The 19,248-nt window shown below is 71.7% G+C and carries 11 protein-coding genes; 4 read left to right on the forward strand and 7 right to left on the reverse strand.

The genetic code is table 11. The annotated features are described in order from the left end of the window. Positions 1-415: 415 nt before the first annotated feature. The 6 genes from AB0F88_RS29210 to AB0F88_RS29235 all read right to left on the reverse strand — a co-directional run bounded on the left by AB0F88_RS29210 (position 416) and on the right by AB0F88_RS29235 (position 7,013). On the reverse strand, positions 416-1,945 hold the full coding sequence (locus AB0F88_RS29210) for an N-acetylmuramoyl-L-alanine amidase (RefSeq protein WP_362690939.1): 1,530 nt from the start codon (positions 1,943-1,945) through the stop codon (positions 416-418). A gap of 166 nt (positions 1,946-2,111) precedes the next feature. Next, positions 2,112-2,342, reverse strand: coding sequence for a zinc-ribbon domain-containing protein (locus tag AB0F88_RS29215; protein ID WP_362690942.1), 231 nt, complete (start codon positions 2,340-2,342; stop codon positions 2,112-2,114). 44 nt (positions 2,343-2,386) lie between these two features. After that, positions 2,387-3,274: a carbohydrate ABC transporter permease gene (locus AB0F88_RS29220; protein WP_362690945.1), complete on the reverse strand. Its 888-nt coding sequence runs from the start codon at positions 3,272-3,274 to the stop codon at positions 2,387-2,389. Beyond that, entirely contained in the window at positions 3,274-4,407 is a 1,134-nt protein-coding gene (locus AB0F88_RS29225) for a sugar ABC transporter permease (RefSeq protein WP_362690948.1), read from the reverse strand. The genes AB0F88_RS29220 and AB0F88_RS29225 overlap by 1 nt, the downstream gene beginning before the upstream one ends. Before the next feature lie 66 nt (positions 4,408-4,473). Further along, positions 4,474-5,745 (reverse strand): extracellular solute-binding protein, encoded by a 1,272-nt coding sequence (locus AB0F88_RS29230; protein WP_362690951.1) that lies wholly within the window; start codon positions 5,743-5,745, stop codon positions 4,474-4,476. Positions 5,746-5,801: 56 nt separating this feature from the next. Beyond that, the gene (locus AB0F88_RS29235) at positions 5,802-7,013 is read right to left on the reverse strand and encodes a LacI family DNA-binding transcriptional regulator (RefSeq protein WP_362690954.1); all 1,212 of its coding nucleotides are present in this window, start codon (positions 7,011-7,013) and stop codon (positions 5,802-5,804) included. 187 nt (positions 7,014-7,200) lie between these two features. Here AB0F88_RS29235 and AB0F88_RS29240 point away from each other — a divergent pair, with 187 nt between their 5' ends. Then, positions 7,201-9,393, forward strand: coding sequence for a glycogen debranching N-terminal domain-containing protein (locus tag AB0F88_RS29240; protein ID WP_362690957.1), 2,193 nt, complete (start codon positions 7,201-7,203; stop codon positions 9,391-9,393). A 187-nt stretch (positions 9,394-9,580) separates the two neighbouring features. Here AB0F88_RS29240 and AB0F88_RS29245 read toward each other — a convergent pair whose 3' ends face one another. Continuing rightward, the gene (locus tag AB0F88_RS29245) at positions 9,581-10,531 is read right to left on the reverse strand and encodes a dienelactone hydrolase family protein (protein WP_362690960.1); all 951 of its coding nucleotides are present in this window, start codon (positions 10,529-10,531) and stop codon (positions 9,581-9,583) included. Positions 10,532-10,888: 357 nt separating this feature from the next. Between AB0F88_RS29245 and AB0F88_RS29250 the strand changes: the two genes are divergently transcribed. Genes AB0F88_RS29250 through AB0F88_RS29260 form a run of 3 tightly spaced genes read left to right on the forward strand, consistent with a single transcriptional unit; the run spans position 10,889 to position 19,049 of the window. Beyond that, positions 10,889-14,452 (forward strand): hypothetical protein, encoded by a 3,564-nt coding sequence (locus AB0F88_RS29250; RefSeq protein WP_362691211.1) that lies wholly within the window; start codon positions 10,889-10,891, stop codon positions 14,450-14,452. Between the two features lie 3 nt (positions 14,453-14,455). Continuing rightward, positions 14,456-14,824: a hypothetical protein gene (locus AB0F88_RS29255; protein ID WP_362690963.1), complete on the forward strand. Its 369-nt coding sequence runs from the start codon at positions 14,456-14,458 to the stop codon at positions 14,822-14,824. Continuing rightward, positions 14,817-19,049, forward strand: coding sequence for a caspase family protein (locus AB0F88_RS29260; protein WP_362690966.1), 4,233 nt, complete (start codon positions 14,817-14,819; stop codon positions 19,047-19,049). Before AB0F88_RS29255 ends, AB0F88_RS29260 begins: the two co-directional genes overlap by 8 nt. Positions 19,050-19,248 lie beyond the last annotated feature (199 nt).

The following is a 19,248-nucleotide window of genomic DNA, read 5'->3' on the forward strand; positions in this document are numbered from 1 at the left end:
GGGAGCGCGGGTTCGTGTGACCGGGTAGCGGGTTTCACCTGCGCCGGTCCCGCACAGTGAATGGACTTTCTGACAACCCGTAAATGTGACGGTTGGTAATGAGTGCAGGTCAAACTCGGCTTTCTGTGACGCAAGCGTGATCAAATTAGGGCATATAGGCCAGTCCGGGCGACAGCCTGGAGCGTTCCAACCTGGCGAGAAGCCTGCGGTCACCTCTCGGACTTCTCTACGGACGGCCGCCATCCCCGGCACAACCCGTCGCTATCGCGGGCCTGCTCGCCATGATCCGGGGCGCGGTGCCGGTCCGGACGCGGGCGGCGTCTTCGCCGAAGGCGTCCGACGACTGCCCACTCCAGCACCCCGGCGAACTGGAACGCCTTGCTCGGTGCGCGTGCCGCGTCCCGGGTGGAGGTCGTCAGAGCCGGGTGAGGCGGACGGCGTCGGCGATGACGAGGCCCGTGCCGGAGGTCCAGCGGCTGACGCCGACGGCGTTGTACGTCCCGGCCTTCAGGGAGAACGTCCCGATACTTCGCCAGGCGCCGCCGCCGGCGCGCTGGTCGACGTAGACCGTCCTGCTCCCGGCGGAGGTGGCGACGATGTACGGGGCCGAGCTGTTGTGGCCGGGGGCGGCCGGGTACCAGACCTCGACCTGGTAGGTGGCCGCGGCGGGGACGGCGAGCCGGTACCAGGCGACATCGCTCGCGGTCACCGGCTTCGCCTGGCGGTGGTCGGGGCCGTGGCGCCCGGCGGCGGCGGTGGAGGCGGTCCAGTTCGCGCTCGCGGTGAACGCGCCGGAGGTGGCGTTGTCGGCGGTCGCCGACCAGGGGGCGGTGTTCCCGGTGACGTAGCGCATGTACTTGGCCCAGTCCCAGTGGGAGCCCGGGTCGGTGTGCGTGGCGCCGGGGACCTGGTTGTGCCCGATGATGTGCGAGCGGTTCTTGGGGATGCCGTACTTGTCGCAGAGGGCGCGGGTCAGGGCCGCCGAGGCTCGGTACATCGCGTCGGTGAACCAGGAGGCCTTGTTGACGAACCCCTCGTGCTCGATCCCGATCGACCTGGTGTTGTAGGACCGGTTCCCCGCGTGCCAGGCGACGTCCTTGTCGCGGACCATCTGGGTGACGTCGCCGTCGGAGGAACGGACGACGTAGTGCGCGGAGACCTTCGCGGCGGGGTTCTGGAACCAGGAGAGCGTGCCCGCGTACGCCCCCTGGGTGACGTGGACGACGATCCGGTCGATCTTGGAGCTTCTCGGCCTGCTCGCGGCGGTCCGGTTGCCGGCGTGGGCGGCCACCCAGCTCGCGGCCGGGTAGTCCGGGCTCGGGGCCTTGGCGGCCAGTTCCCGCACGCCCTCGTAGACGCCGCGGTCGGTCTGCAGTTCCACGGGCGTGACGGTGACGACCTCGCCGTCCGCGGTGGTGGCCCGGACGCCCTTGCCGAGGAGGTCGTAGACGGTGTCGGCGTACAGCCTGGCCGTCTCGGAGCTGGAGGCGTTGCCGTACCTGGCCACGGCCGGGTACCACCGCCCGGCGTCCTTCCTGGCGGTGGCGTCGAGGCCGAGCGCGTCTGCGTGGGAGCGCAGCACCGCGGCGCCGCCGAGGATGTTGGCCGCGTCGTCCTGCTTCAGCGTCGCCGCCGGCCGGCCGGTCAGCTGGGCCGCGCTTTCCAGCGCGCGCACGACGGGGTTGCTGACCAGGTGCATGATCCCGTACCCGCCGCTCGCGCTCGGCTCGCCGTCGTGCCCGTCGAGGTGCGTCTCCGCGTACGCGAGTGCCACGAGCAGGTCGCGCGGCACGTCGTACGCGGCGGAGGCGCGAGCGAAGGCGTCCGCCAGGGGGCCCGCCGACCGGGCGCCCGCCGCCTGGGCGGGCACGAGGAGCAGGGCGGCGAGAACGGCGGACAGGATCGCGGCTGACCGGCGGTGCGAGCGCGGCCGTGCGTTCTGCACGGAGCCTCCTCGGGAATCGGGGTCCGGGTCCCATCCGGACACCGGCTGATTCGGCACCGTAAAGCAGAAACGCGACAAGTGTAAATAATTAACACTTCTTTGTTTGTTTCAGACACATTCCCCCTTTAATCTGATAGTCCGTTATGTGCGCAGGTGGGCGGGGGTCTCAGTGGACCGCCAGCCGGGTCGCCTCGTCCTTGGAGATCGTGTACGAGGCCGCGCAGAAGGTGCACTGCATTCCGTATCTCGTCCGTACCGGGAACAGCGGGATGAAGAACAGGCTGAACTTGGTGACCCGTCGCGACAGCACCTGCGCCGCCGTGTTGCCGCAGTTGCGGCAGATCAGGGTCACGACCCCGAGCTGACGGGCCACGGTACGCAAACCGAAGATGAGCATTCCCCAGACCTACCCGGTACGGACGCGCTACTCATCGCGCTTCGTCAACCCTTGTCCGCGCCCTCGTTGGCGCCGCGGATGAAGTAGCGCTGGAAGATCACGAAGATGATCGCGACCGGGATGGTCGCGAGCACCGCCGCGCCGAGCTTCAGCGGATACTGGCTGCCGAGCCCGAGGGAGCCGCTGACCAGGTCGGCCAGGCCGCGCGGCAGGGTGAAGAGGCTGGGGTCCTGGACGGCCACCAGGGTGTGCGGGAACTCGTTCCAGCTGCTCTGGAAGGAGATGATCGTCAGGGTGATGACGGCGGGGCGTCCCATCGGCAGCACCACCGACCAGAAGGTGCGGAACCGGCCCGCCCCGTCGATCCGCGCCGCCTCCTCCACGCTCACCGGGATCGACTCGAAGAACTGCTTCATGATGAACACCCCGGCCGCGTCCGCGATGATCGGCAGGATCAGCGCGGTGTAGCTGTCATAGATGCCGAGCTGGTTCAGCACCAGGAACTTCGGGATGAACAACACCACCCCCGGGACCGCCATGATCGCGACGATCCCGGTGAAGAGCGCCCTGCGTCCCCGGAAGCGCAGCCGGGCGAGCGCGTACCCGGCCAGGGAGTCGAGGAACACCCGGCCGACGGTGATGACGACGGTCACCAGCAGCGAGTTGCCCAGCCACAGCGGCATGCCGGTGTCGGCGAACACGCGCTCGAAACCGGCCATCGTCACCGGGTCGGGGATCGGCGAGAGCGGGTTGGCCGCGGCGTCGGGCTCGGTCTTGAACGCGTTGGCGACCTGGATGACGAACGGGTAGAGGAAGACCAGCGAGAAGAAGACCAGGACGGCGTACCCGCCGAAGGTGGAGACCAGCGAGCGGATCCCCCCGCCCGCCCCCTCCGGGCGGGCGGGGGCGGAACGGGTCTTGACCGCGGACATCATGCCCTCCTCTGGCGTGACGCGGGGCGTGACGCGGGGCGCGGGGCGCGGCGCCTCGCGGTGCCGCCGCCCTTGGCGTCCCTGTCGCGCATGACCCACCGCTGGAACGCCGCCAGTACCACGATGAGCACGAACAGGACGAACGAGATGGCGGCGCCGGAGCCGTAGTCCAGCTCCTTGAAGGCCGTCTGGTACGACAGGAAGGCCGGGGTCAGCGTGGTCTTCGCGGGTTTGCCCTGGCTCATCACGTACACCTGGTCGAAGACCTGCCAGGTGGCGATCAGGCCGAGCGTGAGGACGAGGAACAGGGTCGGTTTGAGCATCGGCAGCGTCACGTAGCGCAGGCGCTGGCGGGAGCCGGCGCCGTCCAGCATGCTCGCCTCCTCCAGGGTCACCGGGATGTCCTGGAGCGCGGCGAGGAACATGAGCATGAACGTGCCCGAGGTGGTCCAGACGACCAGGATGATGATCGTGCACATGGCCACGCTGGGGCCCGACAGCCAGTCCCACCACGACAGCCCGAACGGGCCGCCGGCGGTCAGCGCCGCGGGGGGCGCCTCCGGGTCGACCAGGCCGACGGAGCCCAGCAGCACGTGCAGCACGCCCCGCGCGTCGGAGAACCACGGTGGCCCGTCGACGCCGACGAACGCGAGCAGCTGGTTGACCGCGCCGGAGTTGCTGAAGATGAACAGGAACAGGACGCTGATCGCCACCGAGCTGGTCACCGAGGGGAAGAAGAAGGCGGTGCGGAAGAAGGTCTTGCCCTTCAGCATCCGGCGGTTGACGATCAGCGCCAGGCCGAGTGCCAGGATCGTCTGGGCGGGCACCACGACCAGCACGTAGTAGAAGTTGTTGCGCAGGCTCGTCATGAAGTTCAGGCGGGCCAGGTTGTCCTTGGTGAACAGCTCGGTGTAGTTGTCCACGCCGACGAACGGCACCTGCGCCCGGAACGGGCTGCCCTGGCCGTTCCAGTCGGTGAGGCTCACCCACAGCGCCATCCCGATCGGCAGCAGCAGGAACAGGGTGAGGATCACCACCACCGGCGCCACGAAGAGCCAGCCCGCGATGTTCTCCCTGGCCCTGTCGCCAAGGCGGCGCGCGGGACGCCGCGGTGCGGTCGTTGTCTCGGCCACGTCAAGTCTCCCTCACGTCCGGTGCGCGGCCCCCGGAACGTTCCGGGGGCCGCGCACCGGGCTGACTCAGTTGCCGAGCGCGGCCTGGGTGTTCTTCTGCAGGTTCGCCAGGATCTTCTTGGGGTCACCGGCGGGCAGCTGCTGGATCGCGGTGTCGAAGTCGGCGAGCACGCTGTCCATCTTGGCGGCGTTGACCGGCCCCTGGGCGTACTCGGCGCTGTCGACGAACGGCGCGTCCTCGGGGAAGGCCTGGGTGAAGGCGTCCTTGGCCGACTGGCGCGAGGGCATCACGCCGAAGGCCTTGGCGAAGGCCATCTGCTGGTCGGCCTTGGTCATCGCCTCGACGAAGGCGATCGCCTGCTCCTTGTACTTGCTCTTGGCGGCGATGCCCCAGCAGGTGGTGAAGGACAGGGTGCCCTTGCCCTTGGGACCGGCCGGCAGCTCGTGGGCGCTGTACTCGACGTCCGGGTAGTCGGCCTTCATCGCGCCCTTGATCCAGTTGCCCTCGATGGTCATCACGGCCTTGGCCTTGCCGAACGCCTCTCCGCCCCAGCCCGCGTCCACCTGCTTGGGGAACTGGGCGAGCTTGTCCTTCAGCAGGCCCTGCACGTAGCTCAGGCCCGCGACGTTCTCGGGGGTGTCCGCGGTGGCCTTCTTGCCGTCGGGGCTCACGATCCAGCCGCCGGCTTCCACCATGAACGCGCCGACCCGGTCGCGGGTGTCGCCGATGACCAGCGGGGTGACGTCCGGCACCTTCTCCTTGAGCGTCCTGGAGACCGAGGTGAGCTGCTCCCAGGTGGTCGGCACGTCGGCGTCGGTGAGCCCGGCCTTCTTCCACAGGTCGTCGTTGACGATCAGCGCCAGGGTGGAGAAGTCCTTGGGCGCGCAGTAGAAGGTGCCGTTGTGGGTGAACGTCTCGCGCAGGCCGGGGTAGAAGTCGGCGGAGTCGGAGATCTTGTCCGCGTACGGCTCCAGCGCCCCGACGCTCGCGTAGTCGGCGAAGCGCGCTGCGTCGACGTAGAACACGTCCGGCGGGTTGCTTCCGGCGAACGCCTGGCCGAGCTGCTGGGTCAGGTCCTGGGCGGGGGTGATCGTCGCGGTGCTGCCCGAGGACGCCGACCACGTCTGGGCGGCGGCGCGCAGCGCGTTCGTCTCCGCGTCGCCCGAGGAGCCGATGAGAACCTGCAGCTTGGCGGGCCCGCTGCTCTGCGGGGCGGCGCTCTGGCCGGCGGAGTCGTCGAAACCGCTGCCGCAGGCGGCCGAGGTCGCCAGGGTGCCCGCGGCGAGCGCGGCGAGCGCCGCGGTACGGAGGCTGTGCTGCTTGGTCGGCTGTTTCATCGTGGTCTTCCAATCTTCTGGGGGGTGGTCTGAAGGAGAGTCAGGTGATCATGCGGTCATGACGACTGCCGCAGGACCAGGGACGGCTGGAGCAGGACGTGCGTGCGAGGCCCACCGGCCTCGGGGTCGTACGGGTCGCCGGGTCCACCGGACCCACCGGACCCACCGGACCCGTCGGATCCACCGGACCCGTCGGATCCACCGGAGTCACCGCGGTCACCGGGGGAGGGCGGGTCGAACAGCCGGGTGAGCAGGCCGACACAGCCGGCCGCGGCCGCGGCCAGCGGCTGGCTGACGCTGCTGAGCCCCACCGCCTTCGCCACCGGCGTGTCGTCGAAACCGATCACGCGGACCGGGAGCCCCTCCTCGCCACCGGCCCGCCCCCCGACCGTGAGACGTCCCTCGGCCGTCAGGCGCCCGGAGGCGGTCAGCTGTCCCGAGGCCGTCAGGGAACGGACGGCGTGCAGCGCGCCGAGGGCGAGCGAGTCGCTGGCGCAGACCAGCGCGGTGATCGGCTGCTCGGCGCGCAGCAGGTCGCGGGCCGCCTTCTCGCCGTCGGCCACCCCGTCGTCCGTGGCCTGGTCCAGGCCCGCCGGGTCGACCCCGGCGGCGGCGAGGGTCCTGGCCCAGCCGGACCTGCGGTCGTCGCCCACGCCGGAGCCCGGCGGCCAGCCGAGGAACCCGATCCGCCGGTGACCCGCGTCGAGCAGGTGGCGGGTGGCCGCCGCGGTGCCCGCCGCGCCGTCCACGTCGACCCAGGGGTACCCCGGATCGCCGGAGGCGTCACCCGGGTCCCCGGCGTTTCCGGTGTTCCCCCAGGGCCGCCCGAACGTGACGAACGGCAGCCGCCGCTCGCGCAGCCACGCGGGGCGGCCGTCGCCGTGGTAGGTGCTGGTGAGCACGAAGGCGTCCGGCTCGTGGCTGCCGACCAGGTCGTCGAAGGTGTCGATCTCCGAACGCTCGTCGCCCGCCGCGTACAGCAGGATCCGGTATCCGGCGCGGGCCGCCGAGGCGGTGAGCCCGTGCAGGAACCGGTCCAGCACCGAGCCGTTGATCCCGTCCCGGTCGGGCTCGATGCGCGTGGCGATCAGTCGCGAGCGGCCGGTACGCATCTGCCGCGCGGCCTGGCTGGCCCGGTAGCCGAGCGTCTCGATGGCCTCCCGCACCCGGTCGCGAGTCTCCTCGCGGACCAGTTCGGGGCTGTTGAGCACGTTCGACACCGTCTGACGCGACACCCCGGCACGGCGCGCGACGTCAGTGATCGTCACCTTTGTAGCCATATATACCTTTCTGGGGTTTGAACGTTCAAAGGGGTATGAGGCATGATTGGATCGTTCAAGTAAACGGAGCGTAATGGTTGGATCGTTCAAGTAAAGAGAGTGTTCCGCAATGTGCACCCCCCGGCCGTCGTCTGTCAAGGCGTCACCGGCTCGACACGATCTCAGGGAGCAAGTCGTGCTCGACGACGCCTCATCCCCCACCCTTCAGGCGGTCACGGCGGCCGGTCCCGCCGCTGCCCACCGCCTCCAGCCCTTGCTGCACGACCTCGTCAGCACCGTGCTGGCGCCGACCGTCGCGCTGAGCGGCGAGGACGGGCAGATCCGCCCGGCCGGTGTCCAGGGCGTGTTCCACGCGGACTCCCGCGCCCTGTCGCAGGCCACCCTGACGATCGACGGCCGCGAGCCCGAGGCCGTCGGCCACGCGCCGCAGGGGCCGGGCGCCACCAGGTTCGTCACGCTGGCCCGATGGCTGGGTGATCCCGTCCCCGATCCCACTGTACGGATCGAGCGGTTCCGGCAGGTCGTACCGGGCGGCATGGAAGAGCGTGTCGAGATCGTCTCCAGCGCGACCGTTCCCGTCACCGCCGTCGTGAGCCTGGAGCTGGGCTGCGACTTCGCCCCCATCGAGGTGGTCAAGTCGGGCGGCGACACCGCGGAGGCCGCGCCGGAGCGCACCGCGCCCGGTGAGATCTCCTGGCACTCCGGCGGAGTGCGGGTCACGGCGACCGGTACGGGCGCGCGGGCCGAGTTCACCGGGTCCACCGGGTCCGCTGGGTCCGCTGGGTCCGCTGTGTCCGCTGTGTCCACCGGGTACGCGCGCACGGGTTTCCTGCGCTGGCCGGTCGAGCTGGCGCCCCGCGGCCGGGTCACCCTGTCCTGGAGGGTCGAGGTGCACGACCCGCAGGCCGTGGTGACCGCGCCCGGCCGCCCCGCCGAGTGGGCGGTGGGGGAGGGGGAACCCCGGGTCGTCGCCGGCGACCACCGGCTGAGCAGGCTCTTCGAGCAGTCCATGGACGACCTGCGCTCGCTGCGGCTGGCCGAGACCGCCGCCCCCGGTGACACCTTCCTCGGCGCGGGAGTGCCCTGGTTCCTCACCCTCTTCGGCCGCGACAGCATCTGGGCCGCCCGCATGCTGCTGCCGCTCGGCACGGAACTGGCGATGGGCACCCTGCGGGTGCTGGCCCGCAGGCAGGGAACCAAGATCGACCCCGGCTCCGGCGAGGCCCCCGGGAAGATCATGCACGAGCTGCGCCGGCACGATTTCGCGGTCGAGGGCAACGGCCTGTACCTGCCCGCCGCCTACTACGGCACGATCGACGCCACGCCGCTGTGGATCGGCCTGCTGCACGACGCCTGGCGCTGGGGCGCCCCCGCCGAGGAGATCGCCGCGCTGCTGCCCCACCTGCAGGCCGCCCTCGGCTGGCTCGGCGGGCCCGCCGACCCCGACGGGGACGGTTTCATCGAGTACGTCGACACCAGCGGCCGGGGCCTGGCCAATCAGGGCTGGAAGGACTCCGGCGACGCGCTGCGCTTCCACGACGGCCGCCAGGCCCAGCCGCCGATCGCCCTGGTCGAGGTGCAGGGCTACGCCCACCAGGCGGCCCGGCAGGGCGCCGACCTGCTGGAGGCGTTCGGCCGTCCCGGCGCGGCCCGCTGGCGCGAGCACGCCGCGGCGCTGGCCGAGCGCTTCCGGGCCCGCTTCTGGGTGGACGGGCCGAGCGGGAGGTTCCCCGCCCTGGCCCTGGACCGGGACAAGCGCCCGGTCGACGCGCTGACCAGCAACATCGGGCACCTCCTCGGCACCGGCCTGCTCACCGGGCCCGAGGAGGCTCAGATCGCCGACCTCCTCGTCTCCCCGGAGATGGCCGGTGGCTTCGGCCTGCGGACGATGTCGGCGAACGCGGGCGGCTTCAGCCCGCTGTCCTACCACTGCGGGTCGATCTGGGCGCACGACACGGCGATCGTGGTCGCCGGGCTGGCCCGCGCCGGATTCGCCACGCACGCGGCGACCCTGGCCGAGGGGCTGCTCGCGGCGGGCGAGACGTTCGGCTACCGGCTGCCGGAGCTGTTCGGCGGCGACGACCGCTCGGCGCTCGGACGCCCCGTGCCCTACCCCGCCGCCTGCCGCCCGCAGGCCTGGTCCGCCGCCGCCGCGGTGACCATCGTGCACGCGGCACTCGGCCTCTACCCCGACGTGCCCGGGGGCCGGTTGCTGCTTCGCCCGCTCGCCGGCGCCCCCCTGGGCGCGGTCTCCGCCCGCGGCCTGCGGGTCGCCGGAGCGGAGGTGAGCGCGGCCGTCGACCGGGAGGGAGAGGTCGTGGTGACCGGCCTGCCCGGGGGAATCTCCACCGAGCGGGCCTCGACGTGAGCTGAGCCCCGCCGTCCCGTCCCCGCCTCGCCCGCCGTCCTGTCCCTCCCCGGCGCCTGGCCCGTCGTGCCGTCCGCCGGCCGAGGGGGACGGGGCCGGGGTACGGGCGGGGCCGGGGTACGGGGACGCGGGGGTACGCGGGCGCGTGAGCCACGGGGGCGCTCAGGCCAGTGAGCCACGGGGGCGCTCAGGCCAGGTGACGGCCGAACCAGTCCAGGACGCGCCGGTACGCCTCGGCGGCGGCACCGGCGTCGTACCGCGGGCCGGTGTCGTTGAAGAAGGCGTGGTCGACGCCGGGAAACGTCACGAGCTCGTGTTCCAGGCCCGCCCTCTCCAGGGCGGTCTTGGCCTCGTCGCGGGTGGCGTTGACCCGGTCGTCCCGCTCGGCGTAGATCGCGAGGACGGCGGCCCTGGACCCGGAGAGGTCGGCGTCGTCGGGAAGCGGGCCGTAGAACGGGACGGCCGCCGACAGGCGCGGCTCGTCCGAGGCGAGCAGCAGCCAGGTCATGGCGCCGCCGAAGCAGAAACCGGTGACGCCGAGCCTCTTGCCGGGGGCGCCCCGCTCCAGCTCGCCCAGGGCGGCCTTCATGTCCGAGGCGAGGCGCTCGGGGGAGATGGCGCCCAGCGCCGCGGTGGCCTGCGCCGGGTCCTCGAAGGAGGCGGTCCCGCCCTCGCGGGAGAGCAGGTCGACGGCGAGCGCGCAGTAGCCGTCGGCCGCCAGGCGCCCGGCGACCGACCGGATGTGATCGGTGAGCCCGCGGTTCTCGTGGATGACCAGCACCGCGCCCCGCGGCTGCGCGGGCGCCGCCCAGGTACCCCTGAGGGTGACGCCGGTCTCGGCGCCGGAAAAGATGATCTCCTCGGTCGGCAGGGGCGAGGGCCCCGCAGGCGGGGCGCCGTCCGGTGGCACGGTGGTCGCCGTCGCCGTCACCGCTGTCACCGTCGCCGTGCCGGATCCCGTAGCGGCCGACGCGGTCGCGTTCTCCCCGCCGGTTTCCCAGGCCGCGAGCAGCGCGCCGGCGGCGGGTGCCGCCAGCCCGAGAAGGGTCAGGCGGTGCAGCGCCTCGCGCCGGGGGACGAGCCCCGCCGCGTGGTCGACCGCGACCTCCTCCGCGAGGTACCGGTGAAAAGACGTCACCAGCACACGGTAGGACCGGCGGATGAAAGCCACGGCAAAGCCGGGCCACATGTCGTCGCCCGACGGAGGGCCCTCCACTCGGGTTCGTGCGACCGGCCCCGGTGCACCACGAAGCGCTGATCTGTCCGTGACGTTCCGGAGCCCGAGCGTCGACGCCGTCCGGGGCTCGCGCCGGGGTCGTTCATCACCACGCGGTGGTGACAAAAATCGCTATTCGGTCCGCACTGTCAACAAAAGGCTCCTAATATCGCGGAGTTTTGCGAAAGTAGGGTGATTGACCGCCCGCTGAGGAGCTCCCTGATGGCCCTGCGTGCCCGGCTTATGGCCGTTATCGCTTTATGTCTTCCTTTGTTGATCGTGCCCCGCGCGGCCCACGCCGTCGACCCGTCCGAGATCTGCTCGGTGGAGTTCACCATCGGCACTGGAAAGGACGGTCTCCGGGACGACTCCACGGAGATCATCAGCCTGGCCGGACAGGATTTCGTCATCGACGGGCCAGGCGAAACGGGGGACACCCCGTACGCCGAGCACACGTGGACGGGCCGGTTGCCCTCCTGCCTGCCGCGTTCGGCGCTGGCGGGCGGCTTCACGATCCGGCACGTCACCGAGGCCGAAGGGGCCGACAACTGGGACCTGCGGACGTTCGCCGTCGCGGACGCCGACACCGGTCACGTGTTCTTCCGGGCGGGCCACCCGGGAAGGCGGCTGCACCGTTTCTACAAAAACCAGTTCCAGACCTGGAATTCCAATTCGGCGAATCCCGTCGAGGAAAAGGCCACGGCCGCGATCTGCCGGTTGACGTTCGCCGTCAGCACCGGTTTCGAGGATGGAATTCGCGACGACTCCACCGAGATCATCCGCCTGGCCGGGCGTCCCGTCGTCTTCGATGACTCCGACGGCGACGGCGAACCCGACCTCAACCCGTTCCACCGGGGCGGCACCGGCGACCACGGAAACGCCACCTTCGAGTGGACCGGCACCCTCACGCCCTGCGTGCCCCGGCGCGACCTGGCGCAGGGCTTCGAGCTGGAGCACATCTCACGGGACAACAACTACGAGATCGACGCCGACAACTGGGACCTGGCCGGGCTGGTCATCCTCGACGCGGACTCCGGGCGGACCTACTTCGCGTCACCGCCCACCGGCGACCAGGTCCTCAACCGCTTCGACATCAACGCCAACCGCGTCTGGAACACCAACCAGGCCCGCAGCACGTCGGATGCCGACGCCGACGGAGACGGGCTGAAGGACCACTGGGAGATCCACGGGTACGACGGCGACGACCCGGACCACCGGGTCGACGTCAACCTCCCCGAGATGGGCGCCGACCCCCGGCACAAGGACATCTTCCTCGAACTCGACTGGCAGGAGGGCCAGGCACCGACCCATGCCGGGATCAGCGCCGTGAGAGGGGCCTTCGACGCGGCTCCCGCGGACGCGGGCGGTCTGGCCGATGAGCTCCCCAACCGCCGGGGCATCCCCGGTATCGCCGCCCCGCCGAACCCCGACGGCCGGCCCGGCATCACCCTGCACGTCGACGCGGGCGGCCGGGTCGATCCGACGGCGAGTGAGGGCGTGCCCGACTACACCTGCGCCGACGGCGGGGACAACGGCGGAGACGGCTTCGCCGACGGGGCCGATCCCGACTGCGTCAGTCTCGACGCCCACGTGGAAGACCCGCCGATACCGGCCACGTGCGGCAACGGCGCGGACGACGACGGAGACGGGCGCGCCGACGCGAACGACGAGGACTGCCTGGTCGGCGATCCGCTCCACCCGGACGACCGGCGCGGCGGCCAGGTGTTCCCCTCGGTCGGCGCCTGCGGCCTCGACGACGACTTCGCGGACGTCCGGAACACCGGTTTCCACCTCACCCGTCGCCAGGTGTTCCACTACGGGATCCAGTCGGCGGCACCCGCCGGCTGCGCCTCCGGAGGCAAAGGCCAGCACGGCGGCAACGAAATGATCATTCACGACGGCGAACCGGCCACGATCATGCACGAACTGGGCCACAACCTGAACCTCGACCACGGCGGCAACGTGCCGGTGAACTGCAAGCCCAACTACGTCAGCGTCATGAACTATGACCACAGCGCGGGCATCTCCCGGGTGACCGGCCGCTCCATCATCGACTTCTCGCCGCCACGCCTCAGCCTGAACGGCCCGGCCCGGGGCCAGGCCAGGCTGCCGACCCTGAACGAGGCCATGCTCAGCGAGACGGCCGTCCTGGATCCCACCGACCACGACAACCGGTTCGAGTTCGTCGACTCCACCGGCCGCAAGGGCGGGAACCGGCTCGACCGGCCCACCGACTGGGATCCGTTCAACACGCCGCTGATGCCGTTCGTCAACATCAATACGGCCGACAGCGTCAACGGCCTGCCGCGCGACTGCGCCTCCAACACATCCGACCAGGACCTGCTGCACGGTCACGACGACTGGGCCCACATCTCGTTGCCGTTCCGGCACTTCATCGGCGAAGCCGGGTCGTCCGAACCGGAACTCTCACCGACCCGTGAGGAGATCGCGACCGTGCGGCAGGCGGAGACCACCACCGATCTCGGGGTGACGCTCGCCGCCGACCACGATCCGGTCATCTCGGGCACCCGCCTGGTCTACACGGCCACCGTCACCAACCACGGCCGTAACCCGGCGATGTCGGTAGTGCTCACCGGCACGCTGCCCGCGACGGTCACCCCGGCCGGCACGAACCCGGCGTGCCCAGTCTCGGGCCGCACCGTCACCTGCCGGATCGGCACGGTGCTCCCGGGAGCCTCCCGGGAGGTCGGCGTCACGATCCGGGTGAACCCGGGAACCACCGCCGCGCTCACCACCCGGGTCTCGGTGGACGACATCTCCGGACCCGACCCGGTGAGCGGCAACAACGAGGCCGTGCGCACCACCCCGGTCGTGGCGCCGACGGTGACCCATCCGATCACGATCGACCCGACCGGGTTGTCGTATACCGACTTCGGCGTCTCCGGACACGGCTGGCACGGGGGCCGGGCCGCCAAGACCCTGTCGCTGCTGCCGGGCGAGTACACGTACCTGGCTCCGGTCGGGGGAGCGGGGGCGGGCTTCCGGGTGACGGCCGCGGGCACGGTCGACTACGACGATCCGGGACTGCTGGGCGGCCGGGGCACCGCGACGCTGACGGCGCGCGGACACGCGGTGGGTTTCGACGGCACCGGCCTGTCCTACGCCAACCTCGGCGTGTCGGGGACGGGCTGGTGGGACGCCCGCCAGGTGCGGACGCTGCGGCTCTTCCCCGGTCGGCACAGCTACGTCGCCGCCGGCGTCACCAGCGTGCCGTTCCAGGTCACCGGCGGCGGGCTGATCGACTACGACCCCGCCTACGAGGGCATGGTCACCGGAGACGGTACCGACCGGCTGACCGCGCACGGCCACGCGATCACCGTTGACGGCACCGGCCTGTCCTACGCCAGTTTCGGCATCACCGCGGCGGGCCACCACGACGCCCGGCAACCCCGGACCCTGCGCCTGTTCCCCGGCTCCTACGCCTACATCGCCGCCGGGGTGACCACACCCAGCCCGCGGTTCCGGGTCACCGGCGACGGCCTGATCGAGGTGGACGCCGAATGGTCGGAGCGGCTCACGGGAACGGGCACGGCGACGGTGGCCGCGACCGGCCTGGCGGTCACGGTCGACGCGACGGCGGTGACCTACACCCACTTCGGCGTCGCCGGGGCGGGCTGGCGGGAGACCCGGGTGGCCCAGCCGCTGCGCCTCTTTCCCGGAGGACATACGTACCTGGCCTTCGCGAGTTCGGCGGCGGCCCCGTTCACGGTGGACGCCGCAGGGCTCGTCGGCTACGAATCGCAGTACGACGACATGCTCGGCGGCCGGGGCACCGGCACGCTGCGGGCACTTGGACCGGCTTGGACCGACGGCGAGGGATGAACCGTGACCGTGATCGTGGAAATGCCCGGGTCGGACTCCGACCAGCTGCGGAACCTGCGTGCCTGGCTGGTCGAGGAGGCCGGGTTGCGGGGAAACGTGCACCTGGCGGCCAGGCCCCCGGCCGAGCACGAGCTGGGCGGGTCCGTCGACCTGCTGCAACTCGTGCTCGGTTCCGGCGGTGCGGCGGCGACCGCGGCCGGGGTGGTCATCGCCTGGTTGAACACCCGCAAGGTCGAGGTCACCGTCCGGATCCGCAACGGGGAGCAGGAGATCGAGGTGACCGCCAAGGGGGTGCGGTCCCTGCGGGTGGACGAGCTGCGGGAGGTGACGGCGCGGATGGCGGAGCTGCTGGAACCCGCCGAGGGTGACTGAGGACGCGACCCTGCTGTCGGGGAGCGGGGTCCGGGTGCTGGTGGCCGGGTCGGGCACGTACGAGCCCGGCTCGAAACTGCCGGAGGTCGGCGCGGTCGCGAGCACCGTCGCCGATCTCGGGCGCTGCCTGACCGAACAGGCGGGGTTGCCGCCGGAGAACCTGCGATCACTGGTCGATCCGGCCGGGCCGCGCGAGTTCGCCGACGCGCTGCGGGTGCTCGCCGGGGAGGCCACCGACGTGGCGGTGCTGCACTACGTCGGGCACGGGCTGGTGGACGCGGACAACCGGCTGCACCTGGCCACCCACGCCACCGCTGACCTGGTGCCGCAGGTGGCGAGCTTCCAGACGCTGCCCTATGACGCGGTGCGCGACATCCTCGCCCAGTGCCGCGCCACTCTGGTGCTGGTCGTGCTCGACTGCTGCTACGCGGGCCGCGCCGACGTACGGGCCGGGCAGGTCGTGGACGTCCTGGCGGGGCGACAGGGGCACTTCGTGATGGCGGCGGTGGGCCACGACGTGGCGGCCTGGGCGCCACCCGGTAACCGGCACACCACGTTCACCGGCGAGCTGATCCGGCTGCTCACCGAGGGCGAGGAGCGCGCACCCCGGCGGCTCGGCGTGGACGACGTGTTCGGCTGGCTGGCCAGGCGGATGCGGGAACGTAACCCGCCGGTGCCGGTGCCGGAACGGAAGGTCGCCGGGCACCTCGACACCCGCCCGGTGGTGATCAACCCCGCCTACCCGGCCGTGCCGCCCGGCCCCCCGCTCCCGCCTCCGGCCGAGGACGGGCACGCCAGCCCCTATCCGGGCCTGGCTCCGTTCTCGGCCGCCGACGCCGACCTCTTCTTCGGTCGCTCGAAACTGAGGGCGATCCTGCTCGGCCGGGTCGAGAACCTCGGCACCGGCGAGATGATCATGGTCACAGGTCCGTCGGGGTCGGGCAAGTCCTCGCTGCTCAACGCCGGTCTGGCGGCGGCGCTGCAGGGCGGATCGCGAACCATCACGCCGGGCGCCGACCCGCTCGCGCGGCTCGACGCCGTCAGGCAGGTGCTGCGACCGGATCACGTCCTGATCGTCGACCAGTTCGAGGAACTGTTCACCGTCTGCGAGTCGGAGCGCGACCGGACCGCATTCGTATCGGCGCTGGCCGGGCTGCGGGTCGTGGTCGCGCTGCGCGGCGACTACTTCGACCGGTGCGCGCCCTACCCGGGGCTGGTGCCCGCGATGGGACACCCGGTGATCGTCGCCCCGATGGCCGGCGAAGACCTGCGCGAGGCCATCACCGCGCCTGCCGCCCGGGTCGGGCTGGCCGTGGCCGAAGGGCTGGCGGACCGGATCGTCCGGGAGATCGGCCAGGTCACCTCGGGTACCGGTCTGCCGCTGCTGGCCACCGCGCTGCTGTCGACCTGGACCCACCGGGAGAACCGCACCCTGACCCTGGCCGGGTACGAGGCCGGCGGTGGAATCGCCGGCGCCCTCACCAAAACCGCCGGCGAGACCATCGACGGCCTGGGCTCCGAGGGGGCGGAGATCGCCCGCAGCCTGATCGTCAGCCTGGTGCGGGTGGAGGAGTTCCGCGCCCACCGGCGGCCGGTTCCGCTGGCGGGGCTGCTGCCCGCCGGTCCGGGGCCACGGCAGCGGGTGCTGGAACATCTGGTCGCGGCCCGGCTCGTCGTGATCAACGAGGGCATGGCGGAACTCATCCACGACGCCCTCATCAACGATTGGGATCTGCTGAAGAAGTGGATCTCCGAGAGTCGGGAGGAGCTCGTCCTGCGGCAGAGCCTGGAGGGCGCCGCGAGTGACTGGGAGAAGGCTCACCGTCCGCCCGACCACCTCTACGAGGGGGCCAGGCTGCACGAGGCCGTCGACTGGGGCCGCCGGAACCGTGACCAGCTCAGCGCGACGGCCTCGGCCTTCCTCACGGCGAGCACCCGGCGGTCGCGGCGGCGGCTGGTGCGGCTGGCCTCGGCCGGTGCGGTCGTGCTGGCCATGCTCCTGGTCGCGGTGCTCTCGTGGCGGGGTGAGGTCGTGCAGCGCGAGGCCGCCGGTCAGCGCGCCTTGCTGTTCTCCGCCGAGGAGCAACGCCAGGTCCGGGCCGGGTTGTCACTGCGGCTGGGCGCGGCGGCCTACGCGCTCGACGCCGGGCAACCGGAAGCCAGAGCCGGTCTGGTCCGTTCCCTCGCCGAGAACCGGTACGCCGGATCGATCACCCACCCCGAGTTCCCCGTGTTCACCACCTACCACCCGCGGTCGCCCGGCGTCATCGCCACGGCGGCGGGTGCCACGGTCACCTTCTGGGACGTCTCCGACCCGGCCGCACCCGCCCGCCTGGGTTCCGTGCCCGACCCGTCGCCTGACGCCGGGTCGCATATGGGCGGCGTCTCGGCGGTCGCCATGAGCGCCGACGGGCGGCTGCTCGCGCTCGGCCACTGGTTCGGCTGGCTGACGTTGTGGGACATCCGCGACCTGCATGCCCCCCGCCGGATCCATCTGTCCCAGCCGCACGGCTCACACCCGCCGCGTTACGCCAACGTGCGCGGCGCCGTCTTCGGCCCCGGCGGGCGCTGGCTGGCCACCGGCTCGTGGGACCACCGGGTGATCATCTGGGATCTGTCCGGCGAACCCCGGCAGATCGCCTCTTACGAGGCGGCAGGCCCCGTACACGCCCTGGCCCTCTCCCCGGACGGGGCCCTGCTCGCCGTGGCCACCAACCAGGCGACGCGGCTCCTGGACGTGCGCGACCCCGCGGACATCGTGCCGCGTGCTCCGCTCGGCACCGCCACGGGCGACACGTGGACGGCCGCCTTCGCACCCCGGGGCCGGTTGCTCGCGGTCGGCCGGGAGGACGCCGGCGCGGTCCTGTGGGACGTCACCGATCCGGACCGGCCGGTCGAAGTCAGGACGTTGAAGGGGCACACCTCGGCTGTCCGGGGCGTCACGTTCACCCCCGACGGGCGGACCATGCTCAGCGCCGCGGACGACGGGACCGCCGTGATGTGGGACGTCTCCGAACCGGCCGAACCGGTGTGGCTCGACCGGCTGACCGGACACGCACGAGGCCTGACCGGCGTCGCGGTCGACGCGGCGGGCACCCGGATCGCCACCGGCAGCCTCGACCGCACCACCGTCATCTGGGACCTGCGTCCCGCCGCCCGCCCGATCGCGCACGGCCCGTTCGGACCCTCGCCCACCGCTAACACCGGGATCAACGCCTTCAGCGGTGACGGCCGCATCGGGCTCGGCGGACGGCAGGACGCCAACGGCGTGACCGTGTGGGACACCTCCGACCCCCTCACGCCGGTCCGGCTCGGCAGCTTCGTATTGCCCAGTGGCGTGCTCGGAGCACCGGCGGTCAGCCATGACGGCCGTCGCGCGCTCATCGGCGTGAACTCGGGCAACGCCCCGACGACGGCCGCCTACGTGTGGAACCTGGACGATCCGCGTGACCCCGTGCTGCTGGGGACGCTGTTCACCGAGCAGCCGGTGTACTCGCTCGCACTCAGCCCCGACGGCCGGGTGGCCGTCACCACCAACAAGGACGGCCACGACACCATCCTCTGGCAGGTGGGGGAGAACCCGCGCCGGCTCGCCCGCATCCCGCGCGAGTACAACCGGGAGGCCGCCTTCAGCCCCGACGGAACCCTGCTCGCCCTGGCCGGATTCGCCGGTCAGGTGGAGGTGTGGGACGTCAGCGACCCCGCCGCGCCCCGACGGCGGGCCGTCCTGCCGCGGCGGCACACCGGAGAGGTCTACGACGTGGTCTTCAGCCCGGACGGCGCCCTTCTGGTCACGGCCTCCGACGACGGGACAGCCGGGTTGTGGCGGATCACCGTCCCCTCCGACCCGGTCTGGCTGGCCTCGATGGAACAGCACACGTCGTCGGTGTACACGGCCGCGTTCTCCCGGACGGCCCCCCTGGTGGCCACGGCCGGCTTCGACGAGACGACGATCCTGTGGGACATCACCACCCCGGAATCACCCCGTCAGATCACCGTGCTCACCGGGCACGGGCTGCCGGTCTCGCCCGTCGAGTTCCACCCGGGCGGCGATGCGCTGCTCACTCAGGACAACACCAGCCGTACCGTCATGTGGGACATCGCGGAACTGGTCCGGGCGATCCGCGACCCGCTCGCGGCGGCGTGCGCGATCAGCGGCGGCCCGACGCCCGCCGAATGGCGGCGATACGGCGGCGACACGACCCCCCTCGACCCGTGCGCCTGATTCCGCATCGGACCACGCATGACGGGAGGGAACCCCGTGAGGCGGTGAACGGGGCCCTTCCCGTGGTGATCCGCGATGGCTCACGCGGACCCGTCGCGCCAGGGAGCCCGCCGTCGCGCCTCGCCCGCGAGGGCTGTCCACTATCGGACACCGTCTCCCGAAGTCTTTGCGTATTTCTCCATAGTCGACCGGGTCCGGC

Origin of the sequence: Streptosporangium sp. NPDC023963 (assembly GCF_040639135.1) — a bacterium.
Lineage (GTDB): Bacteria > Actinomycetota > Actinomycetes > Streptosporangiales > Streptosporangiaceae > Streptosporangium.